17 protein-coding genes are annotated in these 16,078 nt (G+C 70.5%); 1 reads left to right on the top strand and 16 read right to left on the bottom strand.

Annotated features, from left to right (window positions below):
* Positions 1–115 precede the first annotated feature (115 nt).
* Positions 116–589: an NUDIX hydrolase gene (locus QNO14_RS05320; RefSeq protein ID WP_257505846.1), complete on the top strand. Its 474-nt coding sequence runs from the start codon at positions 116–118 to the stop codon at positions 587–589.
* Here the strand turns inward: QNO14_RS05320 and QNO14_RS05315 are convergent.
* The 16 genes from QNO14_RS05315 to QNO14_RS05240 form a co-directional block, all read right to left on the bottom strand.
* Positions 586–1,257: a hypothetical protein gene (locus tag QNO14_RS05315; RefSeq protein ID WP_257505845.1), complete on the bottom strand. Its 672-nt coding sequence runs from the start codon at positions 1,255–1,257 to the stop codon at positions 586–588. The two genes, QNO14_RS05320 and QNO14_RS05315, sit on opposite strands and share 4 nt — an antisense overlap.
* Positions 1,258–1,313: 56 nt before the next feature.
* A complete protein-coding gene (locus QNO14_RS05310; protein WP_257505844.1) occupies positions 1,314–1,886 on the bottom strand; it encodes a GNAT family N-acetyltransferase in 573 nt (190 codons plus the stop codon).
* Positions 1,887–2,020: 134 nt separating this feature from the next.
* The gene (locus QNO14_RS05305) at positions 2,021–2,941 is read right to left on the bottom strand and encodes an RluA family pseudouridine synthase (protein ID WP_257495963.1); all 921 of its coding nucleotides are present in this window, start codon (positions 2,939–2,941) and stop codon (positions 2,021–2,023) included.
* Between the two features lies 1 nt (position 2,942).
* Positions 2,943–3,539, bottom strand: a complete 597-nt coding sequence (lspA, locus tag QNO14_RS05300; RefSeq protein ID WP_257505843.1) for a signal peptidase II — start codon at positions 3,537–3,539, stop codon at positions 2,943–2,945.
* A gap of 9 nt (positions 3,540–3,548) precedes the next feature.
* Positions 3,549–4,160, bottom strand: coding sequence for a DivIVA domain-containing protein (locus QNO14_RS05295; protein ID WP_257495961.1), 612 nt, complete (start codon positions 4,158–4,160; stop codon positions 3,549–3,551).
* A gap of 116 nt (positions 4,161–4,276) precedes the next feature.
* The gene (locus QNO14_RS05290) at positions 4,277–4,579 is read right to left on the bottom strand and encodes a YggT family protein (protein WP_257505842.1); all 303 of its coding nucleotides are present in this window, start codon (positions 4,577–4,579) and stop codon (positions 4,277–4,279) included.
* Between the two features lie 6 nt (positions 4,580–4,585).
* Positions 4,586–5,050 carry a cell division protein SepF gene (locus tag QNO14_RS05285; RefSeq protein WP_257495959.1) on the bottom strand — a complete coding sequence of 155 codons (465 nt, stop codon included), beginning with the start codon at positions 5,048–5,050 and terminating at the stop codon, positions 4,586–4,588.
* A gap of 36 nt (positions 5,051–5,086) precedes the next feature.
* A complete protein-coding gene (locus tag QNO14_RS05280) occupies positions 5,087–5,773 on the bottom strand; it encodes a YggS family pyridoxal phosphate-dependent enzyme (protein ID WP_257505841.1) in 687 nt (228 codons plus the stop codon).
* Between the two features lie 2 nt (positions 5,774–5,775).
* Positions 5,776–6,939 carry a cell division protein FtsZ gene (gene ftsZ, locus QNO14_RS05275; protein WP_257505840.1) on the bottom strand — a complete coding sequence of 388 codons (1,164 nt, stop codon included), beginning with the start codon at positions 6,937–6,939 and terminating at the stop codon, positions 5,776–5,778.
* A 171-nt stretch (positions 6,940–7,110) separates the two neighbouring features.
* Positions 7,111–8,247: an FtsQ-type POTRA domain-containing protein gene (locus tag QNO14_RS05270; protein WP_306814773.1), complete on the bottom strand. Its 1,137-nt coding sequence runs from the start codon at positions 8,245–8,247 to the stop codon at positions 7,111–7,113.
* 5 nt (positions 8,248–8,252) lie between these two features.
* Positions 8,253–9,668 carry a UDP-N-acetylmuramate--L-alanine ligase gene (gene murC / locus QNO14_RS05265; RefSeq protein ID WP_257495955.1) on the bottom strand — a complete coding sequence of 472 codons (1,416 nt, stop codon included), beginning with the start codon at positions 9,666–9,668 and terminating at the stop codon, positions 8,253–8,255.
* A 53-nt stretch (positions 9,669–9,721) separates the two neighbouring features.
* Positions 9,722–10,795 (bottom strand): undecaprenyldiphospho-muramoylpentapeptide beta-N-acetylglucosaminyltransferase, encoded by a 1,074-nt coding sequence (gene murG / locus QNO14_RS05260; protein ID WP_257505839.1) that lies wholly within the window; start codon positions 10,793–10,795, stop codon positions 9,722–9,724.
* 18 nt (positions 10,796–10,813) lie between these two features.
* Positions 10,814–12,040 carry a putative lipid II flippase FtsW gene (gene ftsW, locus QNO14_RS05255; RefSeq protein ID WP_257495953.1) on the bottom strand — a complete coding sequence of 409 codons (1,227 nt, stop codon included), beginning with the start codon at positions 12,038–12,040 and terminating at the stop codon, positions 10,814–10,816.
* Positions 11,991–13,538, bottom strand: coding sequence for a UDP-N-acetylmuramoyl-L-alanine--D-glutamate ligase (gene murD, locus QNO14_RS05250; RefSeq protein ID WP_257505838.1), 1,548 nt, complete (start codon positions 13,536–13,538; stop codon positions 11,991–11,993). The genes ftsW and murD overlap by 50 nt, the downstream gene beginning before the upstream one ends.
* Positions 13,535–14,644 carry a phospho-N-acetylmuramoyl-pentapeptide-transferase gene (gene mraY, locus QNO14_RS05245; RefSeq protein WP_257505836.1) on the bottom strand — a complete coding sequence of 370 codons (1,110 nt, stop codon included), beginning with the start codon at positions 14,642–14,644 and terminating at the stop codon, positions 13,535–13,537. Before mraY ends, murD begins: the two co-directional genes overlap by 4 nt.
* Positions 14,641–16,053: a UDP-N-acetylmuramoyl-tripeptide--D-alanyl-D-alanine ligase gene (locus QNO14_RS05240; RefSeq protein WP_257495950.1), complete on the bottom strand. Its 1,413-nt coding sequence runs from the start codon at positions 16,051–16,053 to the stop codon at positions 14,641–14,643. The genes mraY and QNO14_RS05240 overlap by 4 nt, the downstream gene beginning before the upstream one ends.
* Between the last annotated feature and the right edge of the window lie 25 nt (positions 16,054–16,078).

Below are 16,078 nucleotides of genomic sequence, written 5' to 3'. Positions count from 1 at the left end.
GAGTACTCGCTGTGGACGTGAAGATGAGCGAAGGAGTCGGATGCCACGGATCAAGTCTACGTTCGGCCACCGACGCCCGAGGCGGGACGCCGGGCGCGCCGCCTAGGCTGGGAGCATGGCCACTCCGGAGTTCGTCCTGTCGCTGCGCGAGCGGATCGGTCACGATCCCCTCCCCCTTGTCGGCGTCACCGCCGTGGTCTTCCGCGACGAGAAGGTGCTGCTCGGCAAGCGCGCCGACAACGGCGCGTGGGAGGCGGTCTCGGGCATCGTCGAGCCCGGCGAGGAGCCGGCGGATGCCGCCGTGCGCGAGTGCCTCGAGGAGGCCGGCGTCGTGGTGAAGGCGACCCGCCTGGCGCTCGTGGAGCAGATCCCCAGGATCACCTACGCCAACGGCGACCAGGTGGACTATCTCGGCCTGGTGTTCCGCTGCGAGTGGGTGTCGGGCGACCCGCACCCCGCCGACGGCGAGCTGACCGAGGTGGGGTTCTACGGCCTCGGCGAGATGACCGACGTCACTCACGAGCACGTGCGCAAGATCGCCCTCTCGATGGCGGAGGACGATCCGGCGACCTTCCGCGGCGGTCGCTAGGCGGCGCTGCTCCGAGACCGGGCGAGCCGGCGACGGTCGGCCCGCATCGCGAGCGCGGACCACGGGAGCAGGAGCAGCAGCAGCAGGAACCAGGACCGCGGCGAGAGCCATGCGCCCAGCGGTGTGGCTGTCGCACCGGTGACGTCGAGGGTGAGCCCGATGAGGAACCAGCCGCCCACGAAGTAGGCCAGCGGTCCGCCGAACAGGCTCCACAGCGAAATCCGCGAGCGGTTCTGCTCGATGAACCGCTGCTGCCGGGCGGCGAGGTCTGCCTGGCGACTGCGCACCTGCGCGCGGCGCTGCGCCTCGCTCAGTGCGCCGCCGATCGTCGACAGGTCCACGGCCCACGGGATGTCGCGCTCCGCCCGGGCCAGTCGGCGCCGCGCGCGGACCGCGCCGATCACCGTGAACAGCGCCGGCACGGCGAGCACCAGGCCGGCGACCCACCAGGCATCCGCCGCCGCGAACTCCCAGCGGAAACTCGACCCGGTGCCGTTGTAGTACACCGCACCGCCCATGACGATCGGCTTCTCGCGGACCCACAGCGGCAGGGTCGCGGCAAAGGCCACGAGCGCCAGCGTGAAGGACACGGTGATGGCGGCGGCGCGGGTGGCGCTGCGGTCGGCGTCGAGCCAGCGGCGCAGAACGACATCGCGATCGACACTCATGGACCTGACGCTACGGGACACAACGGCGCGGGGACGCGATCCTCGCCCGCCCGGCGCTAGAGGTCCCGCCGCATCAGCACCCGGGGGAAGCCGCCGGCGATCGCGTCGGTGTCGGCGGCTTTGCGGAAACCGGCCTGCTCGAACAGCCTGCGGGTGCCGACGTAGGCCATCGTCTGGTCGACCTTCTCCCCGCGGTTGTCCACCGGGTAGCCCTCGATCGCCGGTGCGCCTTGCTGCCGCGCATATGCCACCGCGCCGTCGATGAGCGCATACATGACGCCCTGCTTGCGGTGGCCCGGCCGCACCCGGAAGCACCACAGCGACCACACGTCCACATCGTCGATGTGCGGGATCCTGCGGTTGCGGCCGAACGTCGTCCCCGCGCGGGGGTACACCGCCGCCCACCCGACCACCTCGCCGTCACCGTCGTACGCGAGCACCCCCGGCGGCGGGTTCTCGGCGCACAGCTCCCGCACGCGCTGCGCTCGCGCCGGCCCTCGCAGTGCGACGTTCTCGCGCGAGGGGATGCGGTAACTCAGGCAGAAGCACACGTTCGACGCCGGGTTCTGGGGACCGACGATCGTCGCGACGTCCGCGAAGACCGTGGCCGGGCGCACCTCGATGACCATGACGGCATCCTGCCCCGTCTCGAGGACAGGAGGAATACCCGGTACAGGACGAATGAGGCGCGACTCACCTGCCCCGGTGAGTTCTCCTGTTTCGGGGAGAGGATGCCGCGGCTTCGGGGAGAGGATGCCGCGGTTCAGTCGCCGCGAAGGAGGTCGAGCGCGTGCTGAAGATCCGCCGGATACGGCGAGGTGAAGGTCACCCAGTCGGTCGTGGCCGGATGGGCGAACGACAGCTCGCGCGCGTGCAGCCACTGCCGCGTGAGACCCAGGCGCGCCGACATCGTGGGGTCGGCGCCGTAGAGCGGGTCCCCGACGCACGGATGCCGGTGGGCGGCCATGTGCACGCGGATCTGGTGCGTGCGCCCCGTTTCGAGATGGATCTCCAGCAGCGACGCACCGGGAAAGGCCTCGATAGTCTCGTAATGCGTGACGGAGTCCTTGCCGTCGGGCGTGACGGCGAACTTCCACGAGTGCGAAGGGTGCCGGCCGATGGGCGCGTCGATCGTGCCCGCGAGCGGGTCGGGGTGCCCCTGCACGACGGCGTGGTAGACCTTCTCGACCGTGCGCTCCTTGAACGCGCGTTTGAGGGCGGTGTAGGCGCTCTCCGTCTTGGCCACGACCATGAGGCCGCTGGTGCCGACGTCGAGCCGGTGCACGACGCCCTGGCGCTCGGCGGCTCCGCTGGTGGCCACACGGAACCCGGCTGCGGCCAGCGCCCCCAGCACCGTCGGCCCCTCCCATCCGACGGAGGGGTGCGCGGCGACACCGACGGGCTTGTCGACCACGATGATGTCGTCGTCGTCGTAGACGATGCCGAGGTCGGGAACGGCGACGGGGACGACCCGCGGGGGTTCCTTCTCGGCCCATGTCACCTCGAGCCAGCCGCCGGCGCGGAGCTTGTCGGACTTGCCCAGCGTGCGCCCGTCGAGCACGACACCGCCGGCCTCGGCCACTTCTGCGGCGAAGGTGCGCGAGAACCCCAGGAGCTTGGCGAGGGCGGCATCCACCCGTACGCCGTCGAGCCCGTCGGGGACGGGGACGCTGCGACTGTCCATCTCAGGCCTTCGCGGCCTCGTCGGAAGCCGCGGCTGCGTCACCCTCGGATGCCGCAGGCGCGGCGTGCCGGTGGTGTTCGCGGGTGCCGTCGAACCGCAGGCCGATCAGCACCAGCACGGCGACGCTGATCATCATCGTGACGATGAAGATGTCGGCGATGTTGTAGATCGCGGAGGGGAACCCGAGCCACATCCACGGCGTGTGGATGAAGTCGATCACGTGGCCCACCAGAAAACCCGGTTCGCGCACGAGCCGGTCGGTGAGGTTGCCGAGGATGCCACCGAGGAGCAGTCCCAGGACGACCGCCCAGAGGCGCGAGCGCACGGAGCGCACGGCCAGCACGACGATCGTCACGGCGGCGGCGGCCAGCACGAGGGTGAAGACCCACGTCACCCCCTCGCCGAGAGAGAAGGCGGCACCGGGGTTGCGGGTCAGGTACAGCTGAAAGAAGTCGCCGAGGACCGGAACCGTCTCCTGGTAGGGAAGGCCCTCGAGGGCGAGATGCTTCGTGAACTGGTCGGCGGCCAGCACCAGCGCCGCGAGAATCGCGATGATGGTGCCGGCCGCCGCCGTACGCAGGGGCGTCCGTTCCGTCAAGGACCGGGCCTAGTGGCCGACGGCCGAGACCGGCGCGGAGCCGGACGTCGTGCCGGTGGTGTCGAGGTCGCGGAGCTTGCCCTCGATGTAGCTGCGCAGCTGCGAGCGGTAGTCGCGCTCGAACTGGCGGAGTTCGGCGATGCGCGCCTCAAGAACGCCGCGCTCCTTCTCGAGCCGCGCGATCTCGTCGCGGCCGCGGGCCTCGGCCTCGGCGACGATCGACGCCGCCTGTGCCTGTGCCTCGGAGATGAGCTTGTCGCGCTGAGCCTGGCCCTCGGCCACGTGCTCGTCGTGCAGACGCTGCGCGAGCTCGATGATGCCGGCGCTGGCGGCGACGGGAGCGGCCGGCGAGGTCTCGGCGGCGGGGGTCTCGGCGACCACCTCGACGGCCTCGACCTCTTCGACCTCGGCGGGGGCCTGAGCGGCCGGCGCGGCGGCCGGGGTCTCGCCCGACTCGTAGGCGGCGAGCTTCGCCTTCAGCTCTTCGTTCTCCGCGATCGTCTTGCGCCACTCGACGACGATCTCGTCGAGGAAGTCATCGACCTCGTCCGGGTCGAATCCCTCCTTGAAGCGCACGTGCTGGAACTGCTTGGTGACGACGTCATCGGGGGTCAAAGCCATTGTCTGGTCCTCTTTCGGAGCTCACGTCGCGGGCCGATCGGGAGCAGCCCGCGTTCTGCGGGCCGATCAACCCAGCATAGTGCGAGCGGTCACGGGCCGCGAGGCGGGATGGGCGGTCAGGGTCCGGCGATCGAGCGCGTGATCGACAGCAGCACGAAGCAGACGAGCATCGTCAGCGGGAACGCGAGGTCGACGGCAACCGGGCCGAGGCGAAGCGGGGGGATGAACCTGCGGAAGAACTTGATGGGAGGGTCGGTGACCGTATAGACGATCTCCGCCGCGATCAGGCCGGCGCCGCGGGGGCGCCACGATCGATTGAACATCGGGATGTACTCGAGGATCAGCCGCACGAGCAGCAGCAGAACATAGACGAGCAGGAGCGAGTTGACGATCGCAGCGACGAGCTTGAGCACGTCCACGGCGGACTACTGCGCGAAGGCGGGCGCCTCGGGGTCGGCCTGCACGACAGCACCATCACCCGACACCGCGACGTTCTCGGGCGACAGCAGGAAGACCTTGCTGGTCACGCGCTCGATGCGACCGAACAGACCGAGCGACAGTCCGCTGGCGAAGTCGATCAGGCGGCGCGCGTCGGCGTCGCTCATCTGCGAGAGGTTGATGATCACGGGGATGCCGTCGCGGAAGTTCTCGGCGATGATCTGGGCGTCCCGGTACTGCTTGGGGTGCACCGTGAGGATCTCGCTGATCGCGCTGGGCGCGGGCTGGCGCACCACGGCGGGACGGTGGATCGGCGTGACCGGGGCGGGAGCCTTCTCGATCGGCTTCTCGCGGCGCGGCTGCGGCTGCTGCTGCGCGGCGGGCTCCTCGTAGATCTCTTCCTCGTCGGCCAGACCCAGGTACACCATGGTCTTCTTGAGCGGGTTCGACATCGCAAATCCTCCGTGGTTCGCTCGTGTGTTCCGAGGCTATCCGTGCACGGGCCTCGGGCCCGTGATTGCCGAGCCGATCCGCAGGTGTGTCGCACCTGCCGCGATCGCCTCCGAAAAATCGCCGGTCATCCCGGCTGACATCCATCCCGCGTCGGGCACCACCGCGCGCACCTGGTCACGTGCCGCAGCGAGGCGGGCGAAGGCATCCGCCGCCGGCTCGTCCAGCGGCGCGACGCCCATGACCCCGCGCACCCGCAACGTCGGACAGCTGCCGGCGATGTGCTCCGCGAGACGGGGGACGTCGTCCGGCGAGGTGCCGCCCCGTCCCGCGTCGTCGGTGAGGTTGACCTGCAGCAGCACATCGAGGACGCCCTCCACGGACTGCCCCGCGGCTTCGAGGGCATCGGCCAACCGCGCGCGGTCGACCGAATGCACGACGGCCGCCGCCTCGCGGATGGCCCGGGCCTTGTTGGTCTGCGCCTGGCCGACGAAGTGCCACCGCAGGTGCGGGAGGTCGGCAAGTTCCGCCCGCTTCGCGGTCAGCTCCTGCTGACGGTTCTCGCCGACGTCGCGCACGCCCAGGTGGTACAGCTCCCGAACGAGCGAGGCGGGGTGGAACTTGGTCACCACCACGCGCGTGATCTCCCCCGGGTCACGGCCCGCCGACCGAGCGGCATCCACGATGCGCGCGTCGACGTCGGCGAGCCGTGCCTTGAGATCCACGGTTACTTCAGGAAGTCGGGGATGTCCAGGTCATCGTCACCGAACGCCGACTCGTACGAGTCGGTCGACACCGGCGCACTGACCGACACGTGCTCGCGCTCGCGGGGCGTCTCGGCCGGAGCCGGCACGTCGCGGGCTGCCTCGGCGGCCGGAACCGCCGGCAGCACGGGAGCGGACGTGGTGCGCTGGGTGCTCACCGGGTCCAGCCGCAGAGCGGGCTCGCCGCCGTCGAAGCCGGCCGCGATGACCGTGACGCGCACCTCGTCGCCGAGGGTGTCGTCGATCACCGTTCCGAAGATGATGTTCGCTTCGGGGTGGGCTGCTTCCTTGACCAGCTGCGCGGCGTCGTTGATCTCGAAGATGCCGAGGTTCGAGCCGCCCTGGATCGACAGCAGCACACCATGGGCGCCTTCGATCGAGGCCTCCAGCAGCGGAGACTCGACCGCGAGCTCGGCGGCCTTGATCGCGCGGTCGGCGCCGCGAGCGGAACCGATGCCCATGAGGGCGGATCCCGCCCCCTGCATGACCGACTTCACGTCGGCGAAGTCGAGGTTGATGAGGCCCGGCGTCGTGATGAGGTCGGTGATGCCTTGCACACCGGCCAGCAGCACCTGGTCGGCCGTGGCGAAGGCCTCGATCATCGAGATGCCGCGGTCGCTGATCTCCAGCAGACGGTCGTTCGGCACCACGATGAGGGTGTCGACCTCTTCCTTCAGCTTCGACACGCCCAGCTCGGCCTGGCTCTGGCGACGGCGACCCTCGAAGGAGAACGGCTTGGTCACGACACCGATGGTCAGGGCGCCGATCGACTTCGCGATGCGCGCGACGACCGGGGCGCCACCGGTGCCGGTGCCGCCACCCTCGCCGGCGGTCACGAAGACCATGTCGGCGCCGGTGAGAGCCTCTTCGATCTCCTCCGCGTGGTCCTCGGCGGCGCGACGGCCGACCTCGGGATCGGCACCTGCGCCGAGTCCGCGGGTGAGCTCACGCCCGACGTCGAGTTTGACGTCGGCGTCGCTCATCAGCAGCGCCTGAGCGTCGGTGTTCACTGCAATGAACTCGACACCCCGCAGGCCAAGCTCGATCATGCGGTTGACGGCGTTCACGCCGCCGCCTCCCACACCCACGACCTTGATCACCGCGAGGTAGTTCTGGTTCTGGCTCATGCGCCGGCCTCCGTATCGTCCCGAACCCTAAACCTTCAACCTCATGTAGAGGTTTAAAGAAATGCTGGGTATGCAATTCCCGCTGACTCCGAAGCTAGGGTGCCGACGGGCCGCGACGTGCAGCGTCGCGGGCGTGTCGCCGGATGCGAATTCAGAACCGGTCGTATCGGGTCAGCGCAGCACGATGGCGTCGGGCGACGACACGTCGTACGCGGCCACCGTCTCGGGCGGGCGCGAGCGCATGATGGTCTCGAGCGCCAGTGCCTTCATGGCCGACTCGTCCGCGCCGCCCCAGACGATCTCGGTGCCGGTCGCCCCGAGAGTGAGGGTGACGTCGTTCGGCGTCGTGGCTGCGACCCGCGTCACCTGCGGGCGGATGCCGGCAGGCAGTGACCGCACGACATGGCCCACCGCCTCGAATGCGTCGGATTCCACGCCGCCGGCTACTTCGATCAGCGGCTCCCCCGCCGGCGGCGTGCTGGTGGTCGAGAGGCCCACTCCCGCCGCGTCGACGAGGGTGAACCCGGCCGGCGACGACAGCACGCCGATCGGGGTGCGCTCCACGATGCGCACCACGAGTTCGTGCGGCGGACGCGCTTCCAGCGAGTAGGTCTCGACGAGGGGGAAGCCCACCAGGACCGCCTTCACCTCACTGTCGTCCACGAGCGGCATCGGCGTTCCCACCTGTCCGGACAGTGCCTCCTCGACGGCGCCGGCATCCAGCCGTTCGGTGCCCTCGACGGTGATGGTCTGCACGGCGAACAGCGGGCTGTAGGCGGCACCCAGCGTGCCCAGCACGAGCACCAGCACGGCTGTGGCGACGCCGATCCACGCCATACGGCGGCGACGCTGGCGTGCGGTGAAGCGGCGCACCTCTGCGCGAAGCGCCCGTCGACGCGCCCGGGCGGCGCGCATGACATCGCCGAACCGCACCTCCTCGTCAGCGGACTCGGACGATGGATCGACCGGTCCCCGGGCCGACGGAGTATCGACGGGAGGCGGCGCCGGGCGGGTCAGAGGCCCCGGGTCCGCGGCGGAAGTGACGCCTGCGGGCTCATCGTCTCGCAGGTGGAACGGGATCACCGGCGCCAGCGGCACCGTCTCGGCCTCGTCGGGAGATCCGTCGGCGGCAGAGGCCCGATCGGCGCCCGGCTGGGGACTGTCCGGAGCCTCGGGCTGCACCTCGGGCAGCGGCCGCCGGGGCGGCCCGACGGTGCGGGGCGGGTCGACCGCGCGCGACGCGGCATCCGCCCCGCTTTCTTCGGGGCGCGCGTCCGACGGCGGCGGGAGCGGGCTCGGCCGGCGCATCCGGGCTACTCCGCCGCCGGGGACGGCGTGGTCGCCGCGAGCGCATCCAGCACCTGCGGGATGATGAGGTTTACGTTGCCGCAGCCGAGGGTCACGATGAAGTCCCCCTCGCGCGCGATCGACGCCGCGTAATCGGCCGCCTGCTGCCAGTCCGCGACGAAGTGGGCGCGGGACGGGTCGCCGAAGGCGCCGGTGACGAGTTCGCCGGTGACGCCCGGCACCGGGTCCTCCCGTGCGCCGTAGACGTCGAGCACGACCGTCTGGTCGGCGTGGGACTCCAGCACCTCCGCGAACTCGCGGTACATCTCCTGCGTGCGGGAATAGGTGTGGGGCTGGTGGAGGGCGATGATGCGACCCTCGCCCACGACCGTGCGAGCGCCGGCGAGGGCGGCGGCGACCTCGGTGGGGTGATGGGCGTAGTCGTCGTAGACGCTCACGCCGCGCTGCACACCGTGCAGCTCGAACCGGCGCACCGTGCCGCCGAAGGGCTCGACCGCGCGCAGCGACTGTTCGAGCCCGTAGCCGAGGGTGAGCAGCACCGCCACCGCGCCGGCGGCGTTGATCGCGTTGTGGGCGCCGGGAACGGTCAGACGCCCCTCCACCGAGACGCCCTCGTGCGTGAGAGTGAAGGAGACAGGTCCGTCGGCGACGATGTCGGTGACCCGCACGTCCGCCTGCGCGTGCTCGCCGAACGTGACGACGTTCGGGTGCGTCAGCCGGGCACGCACGCGCTGCGCGCCGGCGTCGTCGGAGGAGATCACGACCGCCTCGCGCGCCTTGTCGCCGAAGCGGGCGAACCCTTCGTAGAACGCGTCCCGGGTCGCCCAGTGGTCGAGGTGGTCGGGGTCCACGTTGGTGATGAGGGCGACCGACGTGTCGTACAGCAGGAACGTGCCGTCGGACTCGTCCGCCTCGATCACGAACAGCTCGTCGGCACCCGTGCCGCTCGAGACGCCGAGTTCGGCGATCACGCCGCCGTTGACGAACGTCGGGTCGGCATCCAGCCGCTGCAGCGCCGTGACGATCATCCCCGTCGACGTCGTCTTGCCGTGGGCGCCGGCCACCGACACCAGCCGGCGGGAGCCGATCAGCCAGTGCAGCGCCTGCGAGCGGTGGATGACGTGCAGGCCGCGCTGCTTGGCCAGCACGAACTCGGGGTTCTCGGGCCAGATCGCGCCGGTGTGCACGACCGTGTCGACGTCGTCGCCGAGGTTCGCTGCGTCGTGACCGACGTGCACCGTGGCGCCGCGCGCGGCCAGGGCCCGCAGTGCCGGGCTGTCGGCGCGGTCGGATCCCGAGACGCGGATGCCGCGGTCCAGGAACATCCCCGCGAGTCCGGACATGCCGGAACCGCCGATGCCGATGAAGTGCGCGGCGGTGATGTCGTCGGGGATGGGCAGGGTGAGGTCGGGTCGGATCATGGCCCGACAAGTCTAGGTCGGGTGCCGTGAAGGACCGCTGTGCGGCGCGCCCGTCAGCGACCGAGGGCGGCGTCGATCATGGCGATGACGTCTTCGGTGCCGGTGCGGCTGCCCACGGATGCCGCCGCGTCCCGCATCGCCTGCAGCGCGGCGTCGTCCTGCAGCAGCGGGACGATCTCGCCGCGCACGCGCTCGGGGGTGAACTCGCCGTCGGAGATGAGCCGCGCCGCTCCGGCACGCACGGCCGACGCGGCGTTGAGGGCCTGCTCGCCGTTGCCGACGGCGTACGGCACGTAGACCGCCGGGATGCCGAGGGCGCTGATCTCGCTCACCGTCGCCGCCCCGGCACGCGAGACGACGGCATCGGCCAGGGCGAAGGCGAGGTCCATGCGGTCGATGTAGGGCAGCAGCGTGTAGCCGGCGACGCCCGGATCCTGCAGCTCGTTCTTCTCCCCCGCCGCCTGCAGCAGCTGCCATCCGGCATCCCGCACGTCTTTCCAGGCCCCGGCGAAAGCCTCGTTGAGGCGCCGGGCGCCCAGCGAACCGCCGAAGACGAGGAGGGTGGGCAGGTGCGGGTCCAGCCCGAAGTGGGCGGCGGCTTCGTCGCGCAGCGCTTCGCGGTCGAGTTCCGCGATCTCGCGCCGCAGCGGCATCCCCACCACGCGCGAGCGCTTCATCGGCGTGCCGGCGAAGGCGACGCCCACCCCTGCCGCCCGACGTGCGCCGAGCACGTTCGCGAGTCCCGGCCGCGCGTTGGCCTCGTGCACGACGAAGGGCACGCGCTCGCGGGACGCCGCGACGTAGGCCGGAGCCGAGGCATACCCGCCGAACCCGACCACGACGTCGACCCGGTGGGCGCGGATGTGTGCGCGCACCTGGGCGACGGCCCGCAGGAAGCGGGGCGGGAACGCCACCGCCGCGCCGTTCGGACGGCGGGGGAACGGCACCTTGTCGACGAACAGCAGCTCGTAGCCGCGTGCGGGGACGAGCCGGGTCTCCAGACCCTCACGGGTGCCCAGCACCAGCACGGTGTCCTGCGGGTTGCGGGCGCGCAGCCCGTCCGCGACGGCCAGCAGAGGATTCACATGCCCGGCGGTTCCGCCGCCGGCGAGGAGGTACGTCGTCACCAGATGACCCTACCCGCGTCAGATCGCAGCGACGGCGGGCGTCTTCACAGGCAGCGTGCGGGCGAACGACAGCAGCACGCCGCACGCCATGAGCACCGACAGCAGCGCCGTGCCTCCCTGCGACATGAAGGGCAGGGGCACGCCCAGAACGGGGAACACCCGCAGGACCACGCCGATGTTGATGAGGGCCTGGCCGACGATCCACACCGTGATGGCACCTGCCGCGATGCGCACGAACGCGTCATCGGTCTTGCGGACCACGTGGAAGGCGCCCACGGCGAAGAGCGCGAACAGCCCCAGCGCGACGATGCAGCCGATGAGGCCCAGCTCCTCCCCCACGATGGCGAAGATGTAGTCGTGCGCCGCGGCCGGGAGCCACGCGTATTTCTCGCGCGAGTTGCCCAGACCCAGACCGAAGATCCCGCCGCTGGCCAGGCTCCAGACGCCATGCAGCGGCTGGTAGCAGGTCTCCAGGTAGTCGGCGATGCAGTTCGGGTCGAGGAAGCTCATGATGCGCGCCATGCGGTTGGGGCTGCGGATCGCGAGGACGGCGACGGTGGCGACGGCCGCGAGGAGCGGGATGATGAACAGCCGCAGCTTCACGCCCGAGAAGAACAGGGCCGCCAGCAGGATCAGCACCAGGATCATCGTGGTGCCGAGGTCTCCGCCGGCCATGACCGTCGCGATGACGAGGCCGCCGACGGGGACCACCGGGATGAAGACGTGCTGCCATTTGGTCAGCAGTGAGCGCTTGCGGAACAGCACCAGCCCGAGCCAGAGCGCAAGGGTGAGCTTGAGGAACTCCGACGGCTGCGCCTGCTGGCCGGCGATGGAGATCCAGTTGCGGTTGCCGTCGTTCTCGATGCCGATGCCGGGGACGAAGACGAGCAGCTGCAGGAAGGTCGCGCCGATCAGCACGGGCCAGGCGATCTTCTTCCAGAACGACACCGGGAACCGGCTGAGGACGAACATCAGCGGGATGCCGATCGTCGCGAACACCGCCTGCTTGACGAGCGTGTCGAAGGGACCGAGACCGGCAGCCGTGGACGTGGCGGAGGTGGCCGACAGCACCATCACGAGACCGAAGGCGGTCAGCAGGAGAGCGGCTGACGAGATCAGGACGAACTCGCTCGGCACCGGCGTGAAGACCTTGCCGAGCGAGATCCGCGCGGCGAGGGGGCCCCGCGACGCGCCGTCAGGCGGGGTCGTCGGGGGTGTCGTGCGGTTGTGCGTCGTGCTCGCCATGCGACCCCCCTCCGATCCGTTCGCGCACCGCTGCGGCGAAGCTCTTGCCGCGGTCGGCGTAGGACGCGAACTGGTCGAAGGATGCTGCGGCGGGGGCGAGCAGAACCACGTCCCCGTCACGGGCGATCCCCGCCGCCAGTTCGACGACCCGCGTCATGACCTCTCCAGTGTCGGCGTCGTCGACCTCGAACACGGGTACCGTCGGCGCGTGTCGCTCGAACGCCTCGACAACGGCCGTCCGATCGGCGCCGATCACGATGGCCGCCTTCGTCTTCGCACCCCTCCCCGCGACGAGGCCGGAGATGTCGACGCCCTTCAGCAGGCCGCCGACGATCCAGACGGCTCCCGGGTAAGCGGCCAGTGACGACGCGGCGGCATGCGGGTTGGTGGCCTTCGAGTCATCGACCCACGTGATGCCGCCTTCGATCGCGACCACCTCGATGCGGTGCGGGTCGAGGTGGAAGTCCTCCAGCGCCGCCGCGATCGCGGCCGGCTGCACGTCCAGGGCGCGTGCGAGGGCACTGGCCGCGAGGATGTTCGCCACGACGTGGGGAGCGGCGAGCCCGTGGGCGGCGAGGTCGGCGACGGTGGTCAGCTCGAGGGCGCTCGTGGCCCGGTCGGCCAGGAAGGCGCGGTCGACGAGGATGCCGTCGACGACCCCCAGGTCGCTGGGTCCCGGCACCCCGAGGTCGAAGCCGATGGCGCGGCATCCTTCGACCACTTCGGCCTCTTCGACCATCTCGCGCGTGGCGATGTCGGCCTTGTTGTACACGCAGGCGATGCGTGTGTTGGCGTACACGATCGCCTTGGCATCCCGGTACGCCCGGAACGAGCCGTGCCACTCCAGGTGGTCGTCGGCCAGGTTCAGGCACACCGACGCCGTCGGCGACACAGGCTCGGGCGTCCACTGCAGCCCGAGATACCAGAGCTGGTGGCTGGACAGCTCGACCACGAGCACGTCGAAGCCGGCGGGATCGCGCACCGCGTCGAGCACCGGCACGCCGATGTTGCCGCAGGGCGCGGCCCGCAGACCGCCCTCGGCCATCATGGTCGCCGCGAGCCGGGTGGTCGTCGTCTTGCCGTTGGTTCCGGTGATGAGCACCCACTCCGCAGGGCGGCCGTCCGGGCGGGTCACCTTGTCGCGCACGCGCCAGGCGAGCTCGATGTCGCCCCACAGGGCGATGCCGGCGTCCTGCGCCCAGCGGATCACCGGGTGATGCGGCGGGAAGCCCGGCGAGGCGACGATGACGTCAGGGGCGAAGTCCACGAGATCGCCGGGCACCTCGGTCAAGGGCCCGGTCCACAGCTCCGCGCCGATCACCGGCAGCAGGCGTGCATACTCCTCGGCGGCGGTCTCGGTGACCACCAGCACCTGCGCGCCGAGCTCCGCGAGCGTGTCCGCCACCGAGAACCCGGTGACCGACAGGCCCAGCACCGCCACGCGCAGCCCGCGCCAGTCGGCGTTCCAGCTGGTGAGTGTGTTCAGACGCTCGTTCATTGCGCGGCAAGCCATTCGACGTAGAAGAGGGCCACACCCGTCACCGCCAGGATGCCGGCGATGATCCACATGCGCACGACGATGGTGATCTCCGGCCACCCCCGCAGCTCCAGGTGATGGTGGAAGGGGCTCATGAGGAAGATGCGCTTGCCGCCGGTCGCCTTGAAGTAGTACCGCTGCAGCACGACAGAGCCGGGAGCGATCACGAAGACGCCGGCGATGAGCACGGCCAGCAGCTCGGTGCGGGTGAGGATCGACATCGCGACGATGACGCCGCCGATGGCCATCGACCCGACGTCGCCCATGAAGATCTTGGCCTTGGGCGCGTTCCACCAGAGGAAGCCGACGAGGGCGCCGATGAAGGATGCCGCGACGATCGTGAGGTCCAGCGGGTCGCGGGTGAGGTAGCAGGCGTCGGCGTAGGCCGGCACGAGCGCCGTGCTGATGCACCGCTGCTGGAACTGCCAGAAGGCCACGAGGCTGTAGGCCGACACCGTGAAGATGCCCGCACCCGTGGCCAGTCCGTCGAGCCCGTCGGTGAGGTTGGTGGCGTTGGACCAGGCGACCGACAGGAAGGACACCCACGCGAGGTAGAGGATCCAGCCGACGATGGCGCCCAGCGCCATGAACGACAGCACCGGGATGTCACGGAACAGCGAGATGTGGGCCGACGCCGGCGTGACGTCGCGGACATTCGGGAAGTTGAGCGCGAAGATGCCGAAGGGCACCGCCACGAGCACCTGGCCGATGACCTTGCGCCAGCCCGACAATCCGAGGCTGCGCTGGCTGCGCACCTTCAGGTAGTCGTCGATGAAGCCGACGACGCCGAGCCCCACCATCATCCAGAGCACCAGAAGGCCCGATGCGGTGGGCGGGCTCCCGCCGACGTACGTGCCGACGAGGTACCCGATGACGGAGGCCAGGATGAAGACGATCCCGCCCATCGTGGGCGTGCCGCGCTTGGCGCCGTGCTGCGGGTTGTTGCCGTCCTCCGGCGTGCGGATGACCTGCCCCCAGCCCAGCTTCTTGAAGAGCCGGATGAACAGCGGCGTGAGGAAGAGCGTGAACGACAGTGAGATCGTCGCAGCGATAAGGAGGGATCTCACGAGAACGATTCTCCCAGACGATCACCCAGATGCCGCAGGCCCGCAGCGTTGGACGACTTCACCAGCACACGGTCGCCGTCGCGCAGCTCCCCGGAGAGGTAGTCGTAGGCCTCGTCGGCTGTGGCGAAGTAGACCGCCTCCCCGTCCCAGGAGCCCTCGGAGATGACGGAGATGAACAGGCGCCGCGCCTCCGGCCCCACCACGACGATGCGGCGGATGTTCAGGCGCACCGCCAGCAGCCCGATGCGATCGTGCTCCTCACCGGAGAATTCGCCCAGCTCGCTCATCGCGCCGAGCACGGCGACGGTGCGCTGGTCGGGACCCGCGATCTGCGCGAGCGTCCGCAGCGCCGCCGCCATGGAGTCGGGGCTGGCGTTGTAGGCGTCGTTGATGATGCGCACCCGGGTCGAGCCCAGCGGCTGCATGCGCCATCGCTCGGCGAGTTCAAGCGTCTCCAGGCGTGCGATGGCGTCGCGGGCGCTGACCCCGAGCGCGGTGGCCGCCGTGAGCGCCGCCAGGGCGTTCATCACGTGGTGCTCCCCCAGCACGCGCAGCCGCAGCGGCAGGCGCTCTCCCTCGATGACGACGGTGCACGATGTGCCGTCGGCATCCACCTCGACGTCCTCAGCGCGCACGTCGGCCGCCGACGTGCGCCCGAACCAGCGGACGCTCTGGTCGCGGTCGGCGGCGATCGTCGCCATCGTGGCCACGCGTGCGTCGTCGGCGTTGAGCACGGCGATCCCGCCGCGACGCACGGCGTGGATGAGCTCGGACTTCGCCCGCAGGGTCGCCTCGACGCCCCCGAATCCTCCGGCGTGCGCCATGCCCACCATCAGCACCACGCCGACGTCGGGCTGCACGAGTCCGGCGAGCCGGGCGATCTCTCCCGGGCCGCTGGCGCCGAACTCGCTGACGAGGAACCGCGTGTCATGGGTGACGCGCAGCATCGTCAGCGGCGCGCCGACCTCGTTGTTGAACGAGGCGCGCGGTGCGACGGTCTCACCCTCGTCCTGCAGGATGCGCGCCAGCATGTTCTTGGTCGTCGTCTTGCCGTTGGAGCCGGTGATCCCGACGATCCGCAGTCGGCCGCCGGCGCGCACCCGGGCGACGACCTCGCGTGCCAGGTCCGCCAGCGCGGCGACGGCGTCGGCCACGACGATCTGGCTGACAGCCGCCGACACGGGGCGTTCGACGATCGCCAGCGCCGCGCCGCGCTCGAGGGCGGCGTCGACGAACAGGTGGCCGTCGGTGTCCTCCCCCGGCTTCGCGACGAAGATGCCGCCGGGTTCGATGAGGCGGGAGTCGGTGTCGACCGCGCCGGTCACCACGGTGTCCGGACCGGCTCCGCCGGCCGGGCGGAGTTCACCGGATGTGGCCCGGGCGACCTCGGCGAACGTCAAGGGGATCATGTGTGTCCGTTCTCGGTCACGAGCG

This window comes from Microbacterium sp. zg-Y625 (assembly GCF_030246925.1).
GTDB lineage: Bacteria > Actinomycetota > Actinomycetes > Actinomycetales > Microbacteriaceae > Microbacterium > Microbacterium jiangjiandongii.
Note: the sequence above shows the minus strand (reverse complement) of the source record. Positions and strands in the feature narration are given on the sequence as shown.

Bases quoted from the DNA above. Each gene is read 5' to 3' on its own strand.
- QNO14_RS05320 (WP_257505846.1), top strand. From the start codon at position 116: ATGGCCACTCCGGAGTTCGTCCTGTCGCTGCGCGAGCGGATCGGTCAC.
- QNO14_RS05315 (WP_257505845.1), bottom strand. From the start codon at position 1,257: ATGAGTGTCGATCGCGATGTCGTTCTGCGCCGCTGGCTCGACGCCGAC.
- QNO14_RS05310 (WP_257505844.1), bottom strand. From the start codon at position 1,886: ATGGTCATCGAGGTGCGCCCGGCCACGGTCTTCGCGGACGTCGCGACG.
- QNO14_RS05305 (WP_257495963.1), bottom strand. From the start codon at position 2,941: ATGGACAGTCGCAGCGTCCCCGTCCCCGACGGGCTCGACGGCGTACGG.
- QNO14_RS05295 (WP_257495961.1), bottom strand. From the start codon at position 4,160: ATGGCTTTGACCCCCGATGACGTCGTCACCAAGCAGTTCCAGCACGTG.
- QNO14_RS05285 (WP_257495959.1), bottom strand. From the start codon at position 5,050: ATGTCGAACCCGCTCAAGAAGACCATGGTGTACCTGGGTCTGGCCGAC.
- ftsZ (WP_257505840.1), bottom strand. From the start codon at position 6,939: ATGAGCCAGAACCAGAACTACCTCGCGGTGATCAAGGTCGTGGGTGTG.
- QNO14_RS05270 (WP_306814773.1), bottom strand. From the start codon at position 8,247: ATGCGCCGGCCGAGCCCGCTCCCGCCGCCGTCGGACGCGCGCCCCGAA.
- murC (WP_257495955.1), bottom strand. From the start codon at position 9,668: ATGATCCGACCCGACCTCACCCTGCCCATCCCCGACGACATCACCGCC.
- ftsW (WP_257495953.1), bottom strand. From the start codon at position 12,040: ATGGCGAGCACGACGCACAACCGCACGACACCCCCGACGACCCCGCCT.
- murD (WP_257505838.1), bottom strand. From the start codon at position 13,538: ATGAACGAGCGTCTGAACACACTCACCAGCTGGAACGCCGACTGGCGC.
- QNO14_RS05240 (WP_257495950.1), bottom strand. From the start codon at position 16,053: ATGATCCCCTTGACGTTCGCCGAGGTCGCCCGGGCCACATCCGGTGAA.